The organism is Allobosea sp. (assembly GCF_051860145.1).
GTDB lineage: Bacteria > Pseudomonadota > Alphaproteobacteria > Rhizobiales > Beijerinckiaceae > Allobosea.
This window is the reverse complement of record NZ_JBHYEM010000004.1, coordinates 201254-216759: the sequence shown is the minus strand read 5'-3', so window position 1 is coordinate 216759 and position 15506 is coordinate 201254. Positions and strand designations below refer to the sequence as shown.

Sequence of the window (15506 nt, the reverse complement as noted above, 5' to 3'; positions counted from 1 at the left end):
ATCATGCCAGCCGGTCGCCGATCAGGAATTCCAGCGCGCGGTCGAGCCGGATCTGCGGCGGCGGCTGGGTCCGGCCGCCGGCATCCGGCGTCACCAGCGGCGGCCGGAAGCGCGGGGCGCGGATCTGCCAGTGCGACGCGGCCCTGTCGAAGATGGCCTCGGGGCGTTCCGGCAGCTCGCCGGGAAAGATTGCGGCCTCGGCCACGCCGTCGAAAACCTCGTCGCCGACGGTTTCGCCCGCCTCGGGCACGCCGGCGATCGCCGGCAGATCCTGGCGCCCCTCCTTGATCCTGACCTCCCGGGTCGCGCGCACGGCGGCGAACGCCATCGCCTCGACCTTCGCGCCGGCGCCCTGCGCCCGCGAGGCGGCCCGCGCGACCAGCAGCGACATCACCGCGGCCAGCCGGTCATGGCTGGTGTGGTGGATATGGTCGGCCTTGGTCGCCGCGAACAGCACGCGCTCGATGCGCGGCGAGAACAGGCTCGACAGCCAGGAATTGCGCCCGACCTGGAAGGCGGCGAGCGCCTGGCCGAGCGCAGTCTCGAGATCGGCCAGCGCCGGCGGCCCGGCATCGAGCGCCGCCAGCGCATCGACCAGCACGATCTGCCGGTCGAGCCTGGCGAAATGGTCGCGGAAGAACGGCGTCACCACGAGCCGCTTATAGGCCTCGAAGCGTTCGGCCATCAGCCCGGCCAGAGTACCGGCCATCGCCTCGGAATCGGGCGCGATGTCGAGCGGCGCGAAGGTCAGCGCCGGAGAGCCGTCGAGGTCGCCCGGCATCAGGAAGCGCCCCGGCGGCGTCACCGCCACCGCCTCCGGATCGGCCCGCAGCCGGGCGAGATAGGCCTTGAACAGGTCGCTGGCAGCCTCGGCCGCCAGCTCGTCGGGCGCGCCGGCGGGATCGCGAAGAGCGAGATCCGCGAGCCAGGGCCCGGCCGCCTCCAGCCGGTGTGCCTTGCGCGCATCGGCGATCGCCTGCCGCGACCAGGCCTTGTAGTCGAGCCCGATCAAGGCGAGGTCGAGCAGCCATTCGCCGGGATAGTCGACGATATCCAGCGTCAGGGTCGCCGGACCCTTGAACCAGCCCTGGGCGCGCTCATAATCGATCTCGACGCGCAGCTCCGAAATCCGCCGGGTGGAATCGGGCCAGCGCCGGTCCGGCCCGGACAGGGCCGCGCGATGCGCTTCGTACGGGAAGCGCGGCACGTCGGGATCGGGCTGCGGCACCAGCCTGACCCGCGTGATCCGCCCTTCGGCCGCAGCCTTGAGCACCGGCAGGCGCGCGCCCTCGATCAGGTTCTGGATCAGCGCCGTGGTGAAGACGGTCTTGCCCGAGCGCGACAGCCCGGTGACGCCGAGCCGCAGTCGCGGACGCGCCAGCCCGAGCAGGCTGTCGCCGAAGGCCAGCGCCGCGTTGCGGGCCTCGTCGAGATAGGATGGAGAGCTCATGCGGCTTCGAGCACAGGCATCCGGCTCATTCGTCCGGCCCCTCGCCCAGCGAGGCCGGCGTCACAAAACGGTCGAGCCGCCCGCTGCGCGCCACGACGTCGCGCCAGTCCTCGACCGCGAAATCGAGCACGGCGAGCCCGCAGGTCGGGTATTTCTGCGCCATCCGCGCCGCCGCATAGCGGTCGCCATGCCCGGCCAGCTTCGCGGCAAGCTCCTCGAAACCGGGATTATGGCCGATCAGCAGGAGCGTGCGGACATTCGCCTCGGTTTCCTTGACGACCTCCAGCAGCCGTTCCGGCTTGGCCTCGTAGATGCGCGGCTCGAGATGGCTTCCCGGCCGCTCCGACAGCATCGGCCCGACAAGCTCCCAGGTCTCGGTGGTGCGCCGCGCCGGCGAGACCAGTACGAGATCGGGCAGCAGCATCTCCTCCGCCAGATAGCGCCCCATCACGGGAGCAGCTTCCCGCCCCCGCGCGGCCAGGGGGCGTTCCCGATCGGTCGACCCGGTCGACCAGTTGGATTTGGCATGGCGCAGGAGGAGAAGGCGTCGCATCCGGCAAACCTAACCATCTGCCCGCGGTTTTGCGAGGCCTCTCGCCCGCTCACGGCCGCGATGCCAGCGCGCCGAGCAGCAGCCCCACCAGCCGTTGCGAATAGAGCGCGAGCATGGCGTCCCGGCCGCCTGCCGGCGTCAGGAAATCGATCTGCCCGTCGAGCAGCAGCGTCGAGAATCCGTGCGTCACCGACCAGACGAGCAGGATCTCCGGCAGATTGGGATCGTCCGCGAAGCTCGATGGCAGGCGGGAGAAGAGATCGTCGTTGCGATCGGTCCCGAGCTCGGCCCGGGTTTCGCGCACCAGGATGCCGAAGGCCCGCGCCGAGGCCTGCAGGAACGCCTGGTCATGCTTGTTCAGGCTCCTCAGGCCGAAGACGACGCGGAAGCGTCCGGGTCGACTGAGCGCGGTCGCCAGATAGGCGTCGCAGATCGCCGCCAGGCGATTGCGTCCGGCCGCCGTCGCAGCTGCGGCCGCCGCCTCCATCGCCTCCGAGAGACCGTCGAAGCCGAGCGTCGCGATCGCGGTCAGCAGCCCGGCGAGGTTGCCGAAATGATGCGCCGGCGCCGCTGGCGACACGCCGGCGCGACGCGCACATTCGCGCAAGGTGAAGCCGGCCGCGCCCTTTTCCGCGAGGACCGCCTCGGCGGCCTCGATCATCCCCTGGCGCAGATCGCCGTGATGATAGCCGGGCCGGCCAGGTTGCGTTTCGCCGTCTTCAATGATCGTCATAATCTGAACACCGTCAAAATCAATCTTGACGCCGTCAAGATAGCGATTTATCACCACGCCGCAACTAAACAGCGTTCAAATGGAGCTTCTCATGCTGCCCGCGACGCTCGACGACGCCTTCGCCCTCGGGTCCCAGCTCGCGATGCTGGGCTGGCTCAGCCTCATCCTGCTCCCGCGCTGGCGCGGCGTTTCGGCATTGCTCGCCGGCACCGTCATCCCCACCGTGCTTTCGATCGGCTATTTCGTGCTGATCGCCGTGTTCTGGAGCGAGGCGAAGGGCGGCTTCTCCTCGCTCGACGGCGTTGCCGACCTCTTCACCTCCAGGCCGCTGCTCCTGGCCGGCTGGTTGCACTACCTCGCCTTCGACCTCTTCCTCGGCAACTGGATCCTGCGCCGCGCGCAGGAAGAGGAATTGCCGCATTGGGCGATGGTGCCGGTCCTGCTCGCCACCTTCCTGTTCGGGCCGATCGGCTATCTCGCCTTCCTGCTGCTGCGGGCGAGCGTTCGCGCCACCCGCGACGACCGGATCGCCCGGCTACAGGCCAGGCTGCCGGCCTGGCTGCGCTCGCTCGAGCTCGAGCCGCGCCTGACGGCGGCCGGCTTCGCCATGGCGGCGCTGATGGTGCCGACGCTGATCGCCTACGCCATCGACATGCGCCTGATCGAGGGCACGAATGTCTGGCTGAAGCCGTTGAAGTTCGAAGCCTCGCTCATCCTCTATTTCTTCACGCTGGCGCTGTTCCTGCCGCTGGCGAGCGAGCGCTTCCGCGCCTCCTGGCTCGGGCGCTACACGATCTGGGGTGCGCTGGTGCCGGGCTTTCTCGAGGTCGCCTATATCGGCTGGCGCGCCTCGCGCGCCGAAGCCTCGCATTACAATCGCGAAACCTTGCTCAACGAGGCGCTCTACGACGCGATGGGTGTCGGCGCCGTGATGATCACGCTCGCCTCCGGCGCATTGGCCTATGGCCTCGCCCGGCGCAACGCCGCACCACTCTCTCCGGCCCTGCGCTGGTCGCTGGTGGCCGGCCTCGCGCTGACCTGCGTTCTCGGCCTCGCCAGTGGCGCGACGCTCGGCAGCAGCGCCAGCGGGCATTTCGTCGGAACCGTACCGGCCGACAACCCGACCATCCCGGTCTTCGGCTGGTCGCTGGTCATTGGCGACCTGCGCCTCGCCCATTTCCTCGGGCTGCACGCGCTGCAACTGATCCCGGCCTTCGGCCTCGCGGTCTGGCTGCTGACCCGGCAGCCCTCTGTCGGGCGGGCCGCGGTCGGCCTGTTCTCGGCCGGTTATGCCACGGTGACCCTGATGGCCCTCGCCGCAGCGCTCAACGCCCGGCCCCTGCTCGGCCTGGGCTGAACCCCTGAGGTCGCTTGAAACTTCGCCGGGGCGAGTCGACTGGCGTGGTCGTCGAGAACCGGAGCGGAGCGGACTTTTGTCCGTGAGCACCGGAAGCGCAGAGGGCCGCATCAGGCGGCCGCAGAAGTATCAAGCGGCCTCAACGGCTCTCCCGCCGCGTCATGAAGGCCAGCTTCTCGAACAGGCTGACATCCTGTTCGTTCTTGAGGAGCGCGCCGTGCAGCGGCGGGATGAGCTTGCGCGGGTCGCGCTCGCGCAGCACCTCGGGGCCGATATCCTCGGCCACCAGGAGCTTCAGCCAGTCGAGCAGCTCGGAGGTCGAGGGCTTCTTCTTGATGCCGGGCACCTCGCGCACCTCGAAGAACAGCCGCAGCGCCTCCTCCATCAGCCGCTTCTTGATGCCCGGGAAATGCACCTCGACAATGGCCTGCATCGTGTCAGTGTCGGGGAAGCGGATATAGTGGAAGAAGCAGCGGCGCAGGAAGGCGTCGGGCAGTTCCTTCTCGTTGTTCGAGGTGATGATCATCACCGGGCGCTGCACCGCGCGGACCGTTTCGCCGGTCTCGTAGACATGGAACTCCATGCGGTCGAGCTCGAGCAGGAGGTCGTTGGGGAACTCGATATCGGCCTTGTCGATCTCGTCGATCAGCAGGACCGGCCGCTCGGCCGAGGCGAAGGCGTCCCAGAGCTTGCCGCGCTTGATGTAGTTGCCGATCTCGGAGACCCGCGGATCGCCGAGCTGGCTGTCGCGCAGCCGGCTGACCGCATCATATTCGTAGAGCCCCTGCTGGGCCTTGGTCGTCGACTTGATGTGCCAAGTGATCAGCGGCGCCTTCAGGGCCGAGGCGATCTCCTCGGCCAGCACGGTCTTGCCGGTGCCGGGCTCGCCCTTGACCAGCAAAGGCCGCTCCAGCCGGATCGCGGCATTGACGGCGACGGTGAGGTCCTCGGTGGCGACGTAGTTCTCGGTGCCGGCAAAACGCATGAAGGGCCTTTCGATCATCTGCGCGCCGGAAGCTACGGGCCGGGTCGGGCAACGGCAAGTTTTTTGCTGAGCCGCTCGGAAGTGCTTGTATCGCAACGCCTTGCACCGCAAACATGAATCACCTCCTGAATCGGCAGCGCGAGGGCTGACTTGGCTTCGACGATCGACCCTTCGGCCTACAAGGACGCCATCGTCGTTCTCGCCACGGCGGGCGTGATCGTGCCCTTCGCCAAGCGCTTCCGGGTCAACTCGATCGTGGCCTTCATGGCTTGCGGCGCAGCGCTCGGCCCCTTCGGGCTCGGTGGCCTGGTCGCCTCGGTGCCGCTCCTGCGCACGATCACCGTCTCCGATCCCAACGCGCTCGCCGGGCCGGCGGAGATCGGCGTCGCCTTCCTGCTCTTCGTCATCGGGCTCGAGCTCTCCTTCGAGCGCCTGGTGACGATGCGCCGGCTCGTCTTCGGCCTCGGGCTCGGGCAGGTCGCGCTTTCCGCCGGGCTGATCGGAGGCATCGCCTATTTTCTCGGGCAGCCGGCGGCAGCCGCGCTCATCATCGGCTTCGGCATCGCGCTCTCCTCGACGGCGATGGTGGTCGAGCTGCTGTCGGCGCGCCGGCGCATGATGACCGCGGCCGGCCGCAGCAGCTTCGCGATCCTGCTGTGCCAGGACATCGCGGTCGTGCCGCTGCTCTTCCTCATCGCCGTGCTGGGCGCGCAGAACGGCGGATCGCTGGTCGCCGGCTTCGCCCAGGCGCTGGTCCATGCCTTCGCCGCGATCGCCGCGATCGTCGTGATCGGGCGGCTGGCCCTGCGCCCGCTCTTCCGCCTCGTCGCCTCGACCGACAGCTCCGAGAGCTTCCTGGCGGCGACGCTGCTGGTCGCGCTCGGCACGGGGCTGGTCGCCGCGGCGGCCGGCCTGTCCATGGGGCTGGGCGCCTTCATCGCCGGGCTGCTGCTGGCCGAGACCGAGTATCGCCGCGCCATCGAGGTCACGATCGAGCCGTTCAAGTCCCTGCTGATCGGCGTCTTCTTCCTGACCGTCGGGATGAGCGTCGATCCGGCCCAGCTCGCGAGCGAGCCCGCCGCCATCCTGGGCATCGCCGCAGGCCTCCTGCTCGTCAAGATCGCGGTGGTCATGGGCCTGGCCCAGCTCTTCACCCTTTCGGCCTCGACCGCGATCGAGACGGCGATCATGGTCGCGCCCGGCGGCGAGTTCGCCTTCGTGCTGCTCAACGCCGCCGCCGCCGCCAAACTGGTCGAGCAGAACGCGGCGAGCCTCGTCCTGGCGGCGGTCTCGCTCACCATGGTCGCGCTGCCGCTAGCGGCGCGGATGGCGCGCAGCATGGCGGCGCGGCTCACGCCGCCGGTCATCCTGCCCGAGGAGGCGCAGGTCCTGCCGCCAGACGACCATGCCGGGCGCGCCATCGTCATCGGCTGCGGGCGCGTCGGCAGGCTTGTCGGCGCCATGCTCGAAGAGCACAGGAAGCCCTATATCGCGATCGACTCCGACCCCATGCTCGTGTCCGCCCAGCGCAAGGCCGGACGTCCGGCCTTCTTCGGGAACGCGACCAAGCCGGACTTCCTGAAGCTTTGCGGCCTCGACGACGCCACCGCGCTCATCATCACCATCGACAACCCCCGCGCGGTCGACGAGACCGTGAAAGCCGCCCGTGCCCTGCGGCCCGATCTCGTGATCGTCGCCCGCGCCCGCGACGCCGCCCATGCCCGCCATCTTTACGAGATCGGCGTCAATGACGCGGTGCCGGAAACGATCGAGGCGAGCCTGCAATTGTCGGAGGCGGCGCTGGTCGGCCTCGGCGTGCCGATGGGCCTCGTCATCGCCTCGGTTCACGAGCGGCGCGACGTCTTCCGCCGGGAGCTCAAGCCCGCTGGCGCTCCCGCGCCTGCCCTTCCGCGGCATGGACGCTCGCGAAGGTTGTGACGTTCTGCGCCGTCGCCGCGTGCCGGGCGATCCGGCGGATATGGCCGTAGAACTGGTCGGCGCTGGCTTGCCAGCTGTGACGGGCGGCAAGCTCGAGGCAGGCTTCGCGGGGAATGCGCAAGGCCGCGAGCGCGGCCCCTCTCAGGTCCTCGTCCAGTACCGCAGCCCCGCTGCCGGCGAAGACGTCGCTCGGACCCTGCACCGGAAACGCCGCGACCGGCAGGCCGCTCGCGGCCGCCTCCAGCAGGACGATGCCGAACGTGTCGGTCAGGCTCGGGAAGACGAAGACGTCGGACGAGGCATAGATCGCAGCCAGGTCCTCGCCCTCGCGCGTGCCGAGGAAGGTCGCCTCCGGAAAGGCCCGCTGCAGGTCGGCGCGCGCCGGGCCGTCGCCGACGACGACCTTGCTGCCAGGCAGCCGCAGTGAGAGAAAAGCCTCGAGGTTCTTCTCGACCGCGACTCGCCCGACGCTGAGGAAGATCGGCCGCGGCAGGTCGAGGACGCTTTCCGGCCGCGGATGGAACTGCGCGAGATCGACGCCGCGCCCCCAGCGCAGGATGCGCTCGAAGCCGTTGCGCCTGAGTTCCGCCTCCACCGTCCCGGTCGAGACCATCACGCCGGCGGCCGGGCCGTGGAAGCGACGCAGGAACGTGTAGCTCCAGCTTTCCGGGATCGGCCAGCGTGCCGCGACATATTGCGGAAAGCGGGTGTGGTAGCTCGTCGTGAAGGTCCGCTTCTGCGCCAGGCAGACCGCGCGCGTCAACCAGCCGATCGGCCCTTCGGTGGCGATATGGACATGGTCGGGCCCGAAATCGGCGATGCGCCGGGCGACGGCGCCCTGCGTTGCAAGCGCGATCCGGATATCGGGATAGGATGGCAGGCCGATCTGCCGAAAGCCTTCCGGCGTCAGCATATGCGGCGTGACGCCATGCGACGGCCCGGCCTCGAACATCCGCTCCAGCGACCGGACGACCCCGTTGATCTGGGGCCGCCAGGCATCCGTCGCGATCAATACGCGCATCAGGCGGCCTCGCCGACCAGGGCGGGCAGCGGAACGGGACGCACCGGCTCGCTCTTCAGCCGGTATTGCGGCCAACGGATGACCTCGAACCGGCCGTCATGATGCTCGACCACCGCCGTGCAGCTTTCGACCCAGTCGCCGGTATTGATATAGGTCAGCCCGTCGATCTCGCGATGGGCGGCGTGGTGGATATGCCCGCAGATGACCCCGTCGGCTTCGTGCCGGCGCGCCTCGGCGGCGAGGCAGGTCTCGAACTCGCCGATATAGTTGACCGCGTTCTTGACCTTGAGCTTGGCCCAGGCCGAGAGCGACCAATGCGGCAGGCCGAACAGGTGGCGGGCCTTGTTCACCACCGTGTTCGAGGCGAGCGCGACGGTGTAGGCCCAGTCGCCGAGCAGGGCGAGCCATTTGGCGTTGCGCACCACCAGGTCGAACAGGTCGCCATGGATCACCAGCAGGCGCTTGCCGTCGGCGGTGTCGTGCAGGGCATGGTCGGCGATGCGGATGCCGCCGAACTGGCTGCCGGTGAAGTCGCGCAGGAAATCGTCGTGGTTGCCGGTGATGTAGATCAGCCGCGAGCCCTTGCGCACCTTGCGCAGCAGCTTCTGCACGACGTCGTTGTGAGCCTGCGGGAAATACCAGCCGTTCTTCAACCGCCAGCCGTCGATGATGTCGCCGACGAGATAAATCCGCGGCGCGTCATAGCTGCGCAGGAATTCCAGCACGAGATCCGCCTGGGCTCCGCGGGTGCCCAGGTGCAGATCGGAAATGAAGATGCTGCGAACCTGCTTGGCCTCGTCGTCGTCGCTCATGCCCGCCGGCCCATCCTGTTGCGATGCTTGCGGCGTGTGTCTGATTTGCATTGCGCTTTGATGACGTAGGCCCGAATCCATGGTTTGGCTCGACAGAGCCCGCAGGATCTTCAGGAGAGACGCCATGGATTTGGGAATCGCCGGCCGCACGGCCATTATTTGCGCCTCCAGCAAAGGTCTGGGCCGTGGCTGCGCCGAAGCGCTGGCCGAAGCCGGCTGCACGGTGGTGATCAACGGCCGTGACGCGGCGTCGCTCGAAGCGACGGCCAGCCAGATTCGTGCCAGCACCGGAGCGACCGTCATCGCCGTCGTCGCCGACGTCTCGACCCAGGCCGGTCAGGACGCGCTGCTCGCCGCGGCGCCCGAGCCCGACATCCTGGTCAACAACAATGGCGGCCCGCCGCCCAAGTCCTTCCGCGAAGTCTCGCGCGAAGCCCTGCTCGAAGGCGTGGTCCAGAACATGGCGACGCCGATCCAGCTCGTGCAGCGCGTGGTCGACGGCATGATCGCCCGCCGCTTCGGGCGCATCGTCAACATCACCTCGGCGAGCGTGCTGACGCCGCTGACCGGGCTCGACGTCTCCTCGGGCGCCCGCGCCGGGCTGACCGCCTTCCTCGCCGGCGTCGCCCGCGAGATCGCCCATGCCAATGTCACGATCAACAACATCCTGCCCGGCGCCTTCGACACCGACCGCCTGAAGAGCTCGACTACGAAGATGGCGGCGATCAAGGGCGTGACGATCGAGGAGATCGCCAAGATCCGCATGGCGGAGATCCCGGCCAAGCGCTTCGGCACGGCGGACGAGTTCGGCAAGGCCTGCGCCTTCCTCGCCAGCGCCCATGCCGGCTACATCACCGGCCAGAACCTGTTGATCGACGGCGGCTCGTTCAGGGGCAGCTTCTGAGCGGCAGCTGGCCAACATCCCGTTCCGGAGGGCTGTCATGCCCGCTCTCCGGGACGGCTTCCATCGATTCCGTGCTTTCCTCCTCCAGGATGCTTCCTCATGACCCAAGCCGTGCCGCTCTCCCGCCAGGCCGCGATCGCGCTGCTGGAGCGCTATTTCCGCTGCGTCGACGACAAGGACATGGCCGGGGTCCTGGATTGCCTCACCGGCGACTGCCATTTCCGCATCGAATCCGATCAGCTCGACCATCGCGGCCGGGATAGCGGTGTCCGCATGATGTTCGAGCGCCTATTCGGGCGCTATGAGCGAATCTGGCACGGCAATTTCCGCTGGGTCTTCGACGAGCCGGAACAGATTCTCGCCTGTCAGCTCGACGTGATCAACATGGAGCCGTCCGGCGCCGAGCACCGCAAGTACAACGCCTCGTTCTATCATCTGCGCGAGGGCAGGATCGCCTATGCCGGCATCTATATGAGCGGCGTCAACGTCCTTGTCTGAGCGACGGTGCAGCTGCGCTGCGGTGGTCAGGGTTGCGTGCTTTGCGCTTGGACCCGTCGTACGAACGTGATCTAGAGGGACGAAGTCTTCTGCAAGACTCTTTCTCCTTCGGCGCCCGCGCAACTTGTCCCCGCTTCTCGGTATCACCTTCAAGCTCGTCTCGGCCTTGGCCTTCACCCTGATGTCGGCCGGCATCAAGGCGGTCGCAGCCCGGTACCCGACCGGCCAGATCGTCTTCTGCCGCTCCTTCTTCGCCTTGATCCCGCTGATCATCTGGCTCGCCTGGCGCTCGGAATTCCCGTCGGCACTGAAGACCAAGAACCTGCGCGGGCACCTGAAGCGCGGCGTCATCGGCTCGACCGGCATGTTCCTCGGCTTCGCCGCGCTCGGCTTCCTGCCTTTGCCGGACGCGGTCGCACTCGGCTATGCCGGCCCGCTGATCGTCGTCGTGCTCGCCGTGGTCATCCTGAAGGAGCGCGTGCGCATCTATCGCTGGACGGCGGTGACGATCGGCTTCCTCGGCGTGCTGCTGATGCTGGCGCCCTATCTCGGCGGCGGCTCGCTCGGCTTTTCGGGCGGGCCTGCCATCGGCGCGGCTTTGGCGCTTGGCGGCGCCTTCTGCTCGGCCTTCGCCTCGATCGAGGTGCGGCTGCTGACCAGCACCGAGCGCACCGGCGCCATCGTCTTCTATTTCATGGTCATGACCGCCCTGCTCGGCCTCTCGACCAGCGTCCTCGGCTGGAACATGCCGAACTGGCAGGACGCCGCTCTGCTCTTCACCATCGGCATCCTCGGCGGGTTCGGGCAGATCCTGATCGTGCAGGCCTATCGCTATGGCGACGCCTCGCTGATCGCGCCCTTCGAATATTCGACCATGCTCTGGGCGGTGGCGATCGGCTGGTTCATGTTCGGCGACTGGCCGGCCATGTCGGTCTTCATCGGCTCCGCCATCGTCATCGCCTCGGGCATCTATGTCATCCTGCGCGAGCAGCAGCTCGGCCTGCTCAAGCGCGAGACGCGCGAGGTCGGCTCGTCGCGCCTGACCTGAGCTCGGCTTGCTCCTGCGGCCCGGAACGGGCATTGTCCGCTTGAACAAACGATTATGTTCGCTTTCACAAACGACGCGACGGGCAGGCTGAGCCGCATGGGCATCGAGACGAAGGAACGTGGCGGGCGCGAGCTCGAATCGGGCGCCCAGGTGATCTCGGGCCAGCTCGGCAAGACGATCCAGCGTCTGCGCAAGGCCTATAATCTCTCGCTCTCAGAGCTCGCCGAACAGTCGGGCGTGGCCAAGTCGATCATCAGCCAGATCGAGCGCAACGAGACCAATCCGACGCTGGCGACGATCTGGCGGCTGTCGCAGGCCCTCGACATCTCGATCGAACGCGTGCTCTCCAGCGGCGAGGAAGAGGCCTTCATCGACAAGACCACCCGCGCCGACACGCCGATCCTGGTCTCCGAGGACGGCAAGCTCAGGCTCGCGATCATCGGCTGGATCAAGACGGTCGAGTGGCTGCAATGGTACGACGTCCAGTCGGAGCCCGGCGGCGAGCTCGACTCGGAGGGTCATCAGCGCGGCTCGATCGAATCGCTTTCGGTCACCGCCGGCGAGTTCGAGGTCGAGGTCGGCGACGTGATCCAGCGCGCCAAGGCGGGCGAGACGCTGCGCTACCGCTGCGACCGCCGCCATATCGTGCGCTGCGTCGGCAACCAGCCCGGCGCCGCCCTGATGGTCTGCATCCTCAAGGCGGCGGTGATGGAGTAGATGCCGGGTCGGATAGTCGACACGCGGCTTTCGTTGTAGCAAGGACGCGCCTACATCCGAGATCGCGATGAACCTCCGGCAGCTCAAGTATTTCGCGCAGATCATCGAGGCGGGAAATATGACGCGGGCGGCGGAGCAGCTCAACGTCGCGCAGCCAGCGCTCGGCATGCAGATCAAGCAGCTTGAAGAAGAGCTGGGTGTCACGCTGCTCGTGCGGCACTCGCGCGGCACCGGGCCGACCCAGATGGGAGCCGTGCTCTATGAGCGGGCGCTGGCGATATTGAATCTCGTCGAGGAAACCCGCCGCGAGATCATGAGCGCGAGGGCGGCATCGACCGAGCCGCTGCGCTTCGGCATCACGCCGAGCCTGATGCAGATGATCGGGTCGGAGCTGGCCTTGCAGATGTCCGACCATGCTCCAGGCATATCGCTCAGTCTCTCGGAAGAGATGAGCCATCTGCTGATCGAAACGCTCCGCCGAGGCGAGCTCGACATGATCCTTGCCTATGACGTTCCCGATGACGCGGGCTGGTGGAAGCGGGCTCTCTATCAGGAAGACCTCGTGCTGGTCAGCACCTCACCCGACCACCGCCGCATCCCGATCCCCTTCGCCGAGGCGCTCAGTGAGCCGCTGGTGTTGCCGGAGCCGCGCGACAGCGTCCGCGCGCTCGTCGATCGCACGGCGAAGGAACTGGGTCTCCAGCTCAAGGTCGCTCACGAGATCCGCTCCATCCCCGGCATCAAGACCATGATCCTTCGCGGTGTCGCAGCCGGCATATTGCCGTTCGGCACCGTGCTTGCCGAAGTGCAGGCAAAGACATTGTCGATCCGTCCGATCATGGATCCGACCTTGCGACGCACGCTGTACCTCGCCGGATCGCAGACCGCAGGCCGGCTCCGCAGCATCTCGGCCGTGCGCCAGGTCGTGCGGGCTGCAGTCGCGACGCTGACGAGCTACATGGGCCCTCTCGGGCACCCGCTGGAATCCACGGACAACTGAGCTCTCAGTTTTTCTTAGCGCTGACCCAACGGCTCCGTATTGGATTTCAGCAACGCTTCGCGCTTTCCTTTCGGGCAGGAAGACGACGCCCGCAAAGGAGCCCGACATGCCGACCGATGCGACACAGGGCATGATCGCGGAACTTGTGCTCGCCGGCCGGATACTGGCCGCGGAGGGCGTGATCGACAGCTTCGGCCATGTCTCGTTTCGGCATCCGGGGCGCCCGGAGCGCTATCTCATGCCGCGGGTCCGGGCCGCCGAGCTGGTGACCCGGGACGACATTCTCGAATTCGATTTCGATGACCGGCCCCAGCCCGCAAGCGACGCACGCGTCTTTGCCGAGCGCTGCATCCACAGCGCAATCTACCGCGCCAGGCCCGATGTCATGGCCGTCTGCCATCATCATGCGCCCGAGATCATGCCCTTCTGCGCCAGCGGGATCGCTCTCGTGCCGGTCTTCCACCTTGGCGCGACCATGGGCGCAACCGTTCCCCTCTGGGATAGCCAGGACGACTTCGGCGACACGAACCTGATCGTTTCGACCAGGGACCAGGGCGATTCGCTTGCGCGAACACTTGGTGCGAACTGGACTGTTCTGATGCGCGGCCATGGCGCGACCGTAGCGGCGCGTTCGGTCAAGGAGGCGGTGTTCCGCTCGATCTATGGCGCGCGCAATGCCGATGTCCAGTGCGGGCGACGCAGCTCGGCGGCGTGAAGCCGCTGACCGCTGCCGAGGCGGGCGCCGCCGGGGACTTCAACCTGACGTCGTTCGCCATGGATCGAGCCTGGGAACAATGGAGCAGGCGCGTCGACCAGAAGACGTGACGGCACTGACCACCGCGCGCAGCCAGCCGCACGGCATGGCCGCGCCGTCCAGGGAACACAGAACGGGAGGATCTCGCCATGCCTGCATTCTGCTCACGCCGTGAATTCATCGCCGGTTTGGCGCTCGTCGCCTCGGTGCCGCGAGCCATGGCACAGGCCGCACCAGCCTATCCGACCAGGCCGATCCAGCTGATCGTGCCTTATCCGGCCGGCGGCGCGGTGGACCTGACGGCGCGGCTCGTCGCCGAAAGCCTGCGCCAGCAGTTTGGCCAAACGGTCGTGGTGGAGAACCGGCCCGGCGCCAACGGCATGGTCGGCGCCGCCGGGGTCGCTCGCGCGGCTCCCGACGGCTACACGCTTCTGATGGCGCCAAGAGAAGTCTTCGGCATCAATCCGATCCTGCTGCCGCAGCATGCGCTCGATTGGCGCAAGGACTTCACCTATGCCGGGATCGTCGCGACAGGACCCTACGTCCTGGTCGTGAACCCAGGTCTCAATGTCAAAACCCTGGCGGAGCTCGTCGCCCTCGCCCGCACCCGCGAACTCGCTTATGCGAGCTTCGGCAAGGGCAGCATGGCGCATCTCAACATCGAAGCGCTCTGCCGCGGCTTTGGCCTCAAAATGACCCATGTTCCCTATCGCGGCGCGCCGCCGGCCGTGATGGCGGTGGCGACCGGAGAAGTGGCGCTGACGATCGCGACCCCGCCCGCCGCCCTCTCCCTCATGCAGGACGGCCGCGTCAGGGCCATTGCGGTTGGAGGCGCAAAGCGGCTGCCGCAATTGCCGGACGTTCCGACCACGACCGAGCTTGGCGTGGCGGGCGACCCGCTGATATCGAATTATTTCGGTCTTGCGGCGCCCGCCGGAACGCCGGCCGCGATCATCGACAAGCTCGCGGCGGAAACGGCCCGTGCGCTCGCGTCGCCCGACGCGAGCGCAAAACTCCAGGCCAATGGCCTGATCCCGGCCTCGGGATCGCCAAAAGCCATGACCGACAGCGTCGCTGGAGATATCGAGCATTTCGGCCGGCTGATCCGGGAGCTCGACATCAAGATCGAATGAGCTGCGCCGGCGCTCCGCCCTGATGGTTTGCATCCTCGAGGCGGCGGTGATGGAGTAGGCCGGCGAATTGCTGCGCTCAGAGCACGCGCCGATCAGATTGCGCAGCAATCCGATCGGATCACGCGTTCTCTATCTAGAGTTTAGAGGCGGATTCACCGATCAGGTTGTTCCAACCTGATCGGATCCGGCTCTAGCGCCGGTAATCCGCCTCCGCGACCTTCTCCAGCCAGTCCACGGCCCGTCCGTCGAGCAGCTCGGCAATGGCGATATGCGTCATGCCGGTCGTTGCGGTCGCGCCGTGCCAGTGCTTTTCCCCGGGCGCGAACCAGACGATGTCGCCGGGCCTGATCTCCTCCACCGGGCCGCCTTCGCGCTGGGCCCAGCCGCTTCCGGCGGTGACGATCAGGGTCTGCCCCAGCGGGTGGGTGTGCCAGGCCGTGCGCGCGCCGGGCTCGAAGGTCACCGTGGCCCCGCCGATGCGGGCGGGCGCCTCGCGCTGGAACGGCGCGTCGATCCGGACCGTCCCGGAAAAATAATCGGCCGACCCGGGTTTCGAGGGCAGCGATCCGTTGCGCGTGATGTCCATGATGGTCTCCTCATCCG

16 protein-coding genes are annotated in these 15506 nt (G+C 67.6%); 9 read left to right on the top strand and 7 right to left on the bottom strand.

What is annotated here, in order from left to right:
* Position 1: 1 nt before the first annotated feature.
* Genes ACTIF2_RS08970 through ACTIF2_RS08960 form a run of 3 tightly spaced genes read right to left on the bottom strand, consistent with a single transcriptional unit; the run spans position 2 to position 2736 of the window.
* A complete protein-coding gene (locus ACTIF2_RS08970) occupies positions 2–1450 on the bottom strand; it encodes a YcjX family GTP-binding protein (RefSeq protein ID WP_439496710.1) in 1449 nt (482 codons plus the stop codon).
* Positions 1451–1475: 25 nt separating this feature from the next.
* Positions 1476–2003 carry a SixA phosphatase family protein gene (locus tag ACTIF2_RS08965; protein WP_439496709.1) on the bottom strand — a complete coding sequence of 176 codons (528 nt, stop codon included), beginning with the start codon at positions 2001–2003 and terminating at the stop codon, positions 1476–1478.
* A gap of 49 nt (positions 2004–2052) precedes the next feature.
* Positions 2053–2736, bottom strand: a complete 684-nt coding sequence (locus ACTIF2_RS08960) for a TetR/AcrR family transcriptional regulator (RefSeq protein WP_439496708.1) — start codon at positions 2734–2736, stop codon at positions 2053–2055.
* A gap of 91 nt (positions 2737–2827) precedes the next feature.
* On the opposite strand from ACTIF2_RS08960, the gene ACTIF2_RS08955 reads away from it, so the two are divergent.
* A complete protein-coding gene (locus tag ACTIF2_RS08955; RefSeq protein WP_439496707.1) occupies positions 2828–4093 on the top strand; it encodes an ABA4-like family protein in 1266 nt (421 codons plus the stop codon).
* Between the two features lie 139 nt (positions 4094–4232).
* Here ACTIF2_RS08955 and ACTIF2_RS08950 read toward each other — a convergent pair whose 3' ends face one another.
* On the bottom strand, positions 4233–5078 hold the full coding sequence (locus tag ACTIF2_RS08950; RefSeq protein ID WP_439496922.1) for an AAA family ATPase: 846 nt from the start codon (positions 5076–5078) through the stop codon (positions 4233–4235).
* A gap of 150 nt (positions 5079–5228) precedes the next feature.
* Here ACTIF2_RS08950 and ACTIF2_RS08945 point away from each other — a divergent pair, with 150 nt between their 5' ends.
* Entirely contained in the window at positions 5229–7016 is a 1788-nt protein-coding gene (locus ACTIF2_RS08945) for a cation:proton antiporter domain-containing protein (RefSeq protein WP_439496706.1), read from the top strand.
* Here the strand turns inward: ACTIF2_RS08945 and ACTIF2_RS08940 are convergent.
* Together ACTIF2_RS08940 and ACTIF2_RS08935 are read right to left on the bottom strand one after the other, a co-directional pair.
* Positions 6955–8037: a glycosyltransferase family 4 protein gene (locus tag ACTIF2_RS08940; RefSeq protein WP_439496705.1), complete on the bottom strand. Its 1083-nt coding sequence runs from the start codon at positions 8035–8037 to the stop codon at positions 6955–6957. The two genes, ACTIF2_RS08945 and ACTIF2_RS08940, sit on opposite strands and share 62 nt — an antisense overlap.
* Positions 8037–8849 carry a UDP-2,3-diacylglucosamine diphosphatase gene (locus ACTIF2_RS08935; RefSeq protein ID WP_439496704.1) on the bottom strand — a complete coding sequence of 271 codons (813 nt, stop codon included), beginning with the start codon at positions 8847–8849 and terminating at the stop codon, positions 8037–8039. Before ACTIF2_RS08935 ends, ACTIF2_RS08940 begins: the two co-directional genes overlap by 1 nt.
* A 124-nt stretch (positions 8850–8973) precedes the next feature.
* Between ACTIF2_RS08935 and ACTIF2_RS08930 the strand changes: the two genes are divergently transcribed.
* The 7 genes from ACTIF2_RS08930 to ACTIF2_RS08900 all read left to right on the top strand — a co-directional run bounded on the left by ACTIF2_RS08930 (position 8974) and on the right by ACTIF2_RS08900 (position 14903).
* The gene (locus tag ACTIF2_RS08930; protein ID WP_439496703.1) at positions 8974–9753 is read left to right on the top strand and encodes an SDR family oxidoreductase; all 780 of its coding nucleotides are present in this window, start codon (positions 8974–8976) and stop codon (positions 9751–9753) included.
* A gap of 99 nt (positions 9754–9852) precedes the next feature.
* The gene (locus ACTIF2_RS08925) at positions 9853–10251 is read left to right on the top strand and encodes a nuclear transport factor 2 family protein (RefSeq protein ID WP_439496702.1); all 399 of its coding nucleotides are present in this window, start codon (positions 9853–9855) and stop codon (positions 10249–10251) included.
* Between the two features lie 124 nt (positions 10252–10375).
* A complete protein-coding gene (locus tag ACTIF2_RS08920; RefSeq protein WP_439496701.1) occupies positions 10376–11299 on the top strand; it encodes a DMT family transporter in 924 nt (307 codons plus the stop codon).
* A gap of 96 nt (positions 11300–11395) precedes the next feature.
* Positions 11396–12016, top strand: a complete 621-nt coding sequence (locus tag ACTIF2_RS08915) for a helix-turn-helix domain-containing protein (protein WP_439496921.1) — start codon at positions 11396–11398, stop codon at positions 12014–12016.
* A gap of 67 nt (positions 12017–12083) precedes the next feature.
* On the top strand, positions 12084–13016 hold the full coding sequence (locus tag ACTIF2_RS08910; protein WP_439496700.1) for a LysR family transcriptional regulator: 933 nt from the start codon (positions 12084–12086) through the stop codon (positions 13014–13016).
* Between the two features lie 106 nt (positions 13017–13122).
* Entirely contained in the window at positions 13123–13731 is a 609-nt protein-coding gene (locus tag ACTIF2_RS08905; protein ID WP_439496699.1) for a class II aldolase/adducin family protein, read from the top strand.
* A 188-nt stretch (positions 13732–13919) separates the two neighbouring features.
* Complete coding sequence (locus tag ACTIF2_RS08900) at positions 13920–14903, top strand: Bug family tripartite tricarboxylate transporter substrate binding protein (protein WP_439496698.1); 984 nt, start codon at positions 13920–13922, stop codon at positions 14901–14903.
* Positions 14904–15093: 190 nt separating this feature from the next.
* On the opposite strand, the gene ACTIF2_RS08895 is transcribed toward ACTIF2_RS08900, so the two are convergent.
* On the bottom strand, positions 15094–15489 hold the full coding sequence (locus ACTIF2_RS08895) for a (R)-mandelonitrile lyase (RefSeq protein ID WP_439496697.1): 396 nt from the start codon (positions 15487–15489) through the stop codon (positions 15094–15096).
* Positions 15490–15506: the final 17 nt, after the last annotated feature.

What these genes read in the sequence shown, in the direction of transcription:
- ACTIF2_RS08970 (WP_439496710.1), bottom strand. Translation starts at nt 1,450, where the DNA reads ATGAGCTCTCCATCCTATCTCGACGAGGCCCGCAACGCGGCGCTGGCC.
- ACTIF2_RS08965 (WP_439496709.1), bottom strand. Translation starts at nt 2,003, where the DNA reads ATGCGACGCCTTCTCCTCCTGCGCCATGCCAAATCCAACTGGTCGACC.
- ACTIF2_RS08960 (WP_439496708.1), bottom strand. Translation starts at nt 2,736, where the DNA reads ATGACGATCATTGAAGACGGCGAAACGCAACCTGGCCGGCCCGGCTAT.
- ACTIF2_RS08955 (WP_439496707.1), top strand. Translation starts at nt 2,828, where the DNA reads ATGCTGCCCGCGACGCTCGACGACGCCTTCGCCCTCGGGTCCCAGCTC.
- ACTIF2_RS08950 (WP_439496922.1), bottom strand. Translation starts at nt 5,078, where the DNA reads ATGCGTTTTGCCGGCACCGAGAACTACGTCGCCACCGAGGACCTCACC.
- ACTIF2_RS08940 (WP_439496705.1), bottom strand. Translation starts at nt 8,037, where the DNA reads ATGCGCGTATTGATCGCGACGGATGCCTGGCGGCCCCAGATCAACGGG.
- ACTIF2_RS08935 (WP_439496704.1), bottom strand. Translation starts at nt 8,849, where the DNA reads ATGAGCGACGACGACGAGGCCAAGCAGGTTCGCAGCATCTTCATTTCC.
- ACTIF2_RS08930 (WP_439496703.1), top strand. Translation starts at nt 8,974, where the DNA reads ATGGATTTGGGAATCGCCGGCCGCACGGCCATTATTTGCGCCTCCAGC.
- ACTIF2_RS08925 (WP_439496702.1), top strand. Translation starts at nt 9,853, where the DNA reads ATGACCCAAGCCGTGCCGCTCTCCCGCCAGGCCGCGATCGCGCTGCTG.
- ACTIF2_RS08915 (WP_439496921.1), top strand. Translation starts at nt 11,396, where the DNA reads ATGGGCATCGAGACGAAGGAACGTGGCGGGCGCGAGCTCGAATCGGGC.
- ACTIF2_RS08910 (WP_439496700.1), top strand. Translation starts at nt 12,084, where the DNA reads ATGAACCTCCGGCAGCTCAAGTATTTCGCGCAGATCATCGAGGCGGGA.
- ACTIF2_RS08905 (WP_439496699.1), top strand. Translation starts at nt 13,123, where the DNA reads ATGCCGACCGATGCGACACAGGGCATGATCGCGGAACTTGTGCTCGCC.
- ACTIF2_RS08900 (WP_439496698.1), top strand. Translation starts at nt 13,920, where the DNA reads ATGCCTGCATTCTGCTCACGCCGTGAATTCATCGCCGGTTTGGCGCTC.
- ACTIF2_RS08895 (WP_439496697.1), bottom strand. Translation starts at nt 15,489, where the DNA reads ATGGACATCACGCGCAACGGATCGCTGCCCTCGAAACCCGGGTCGGCC.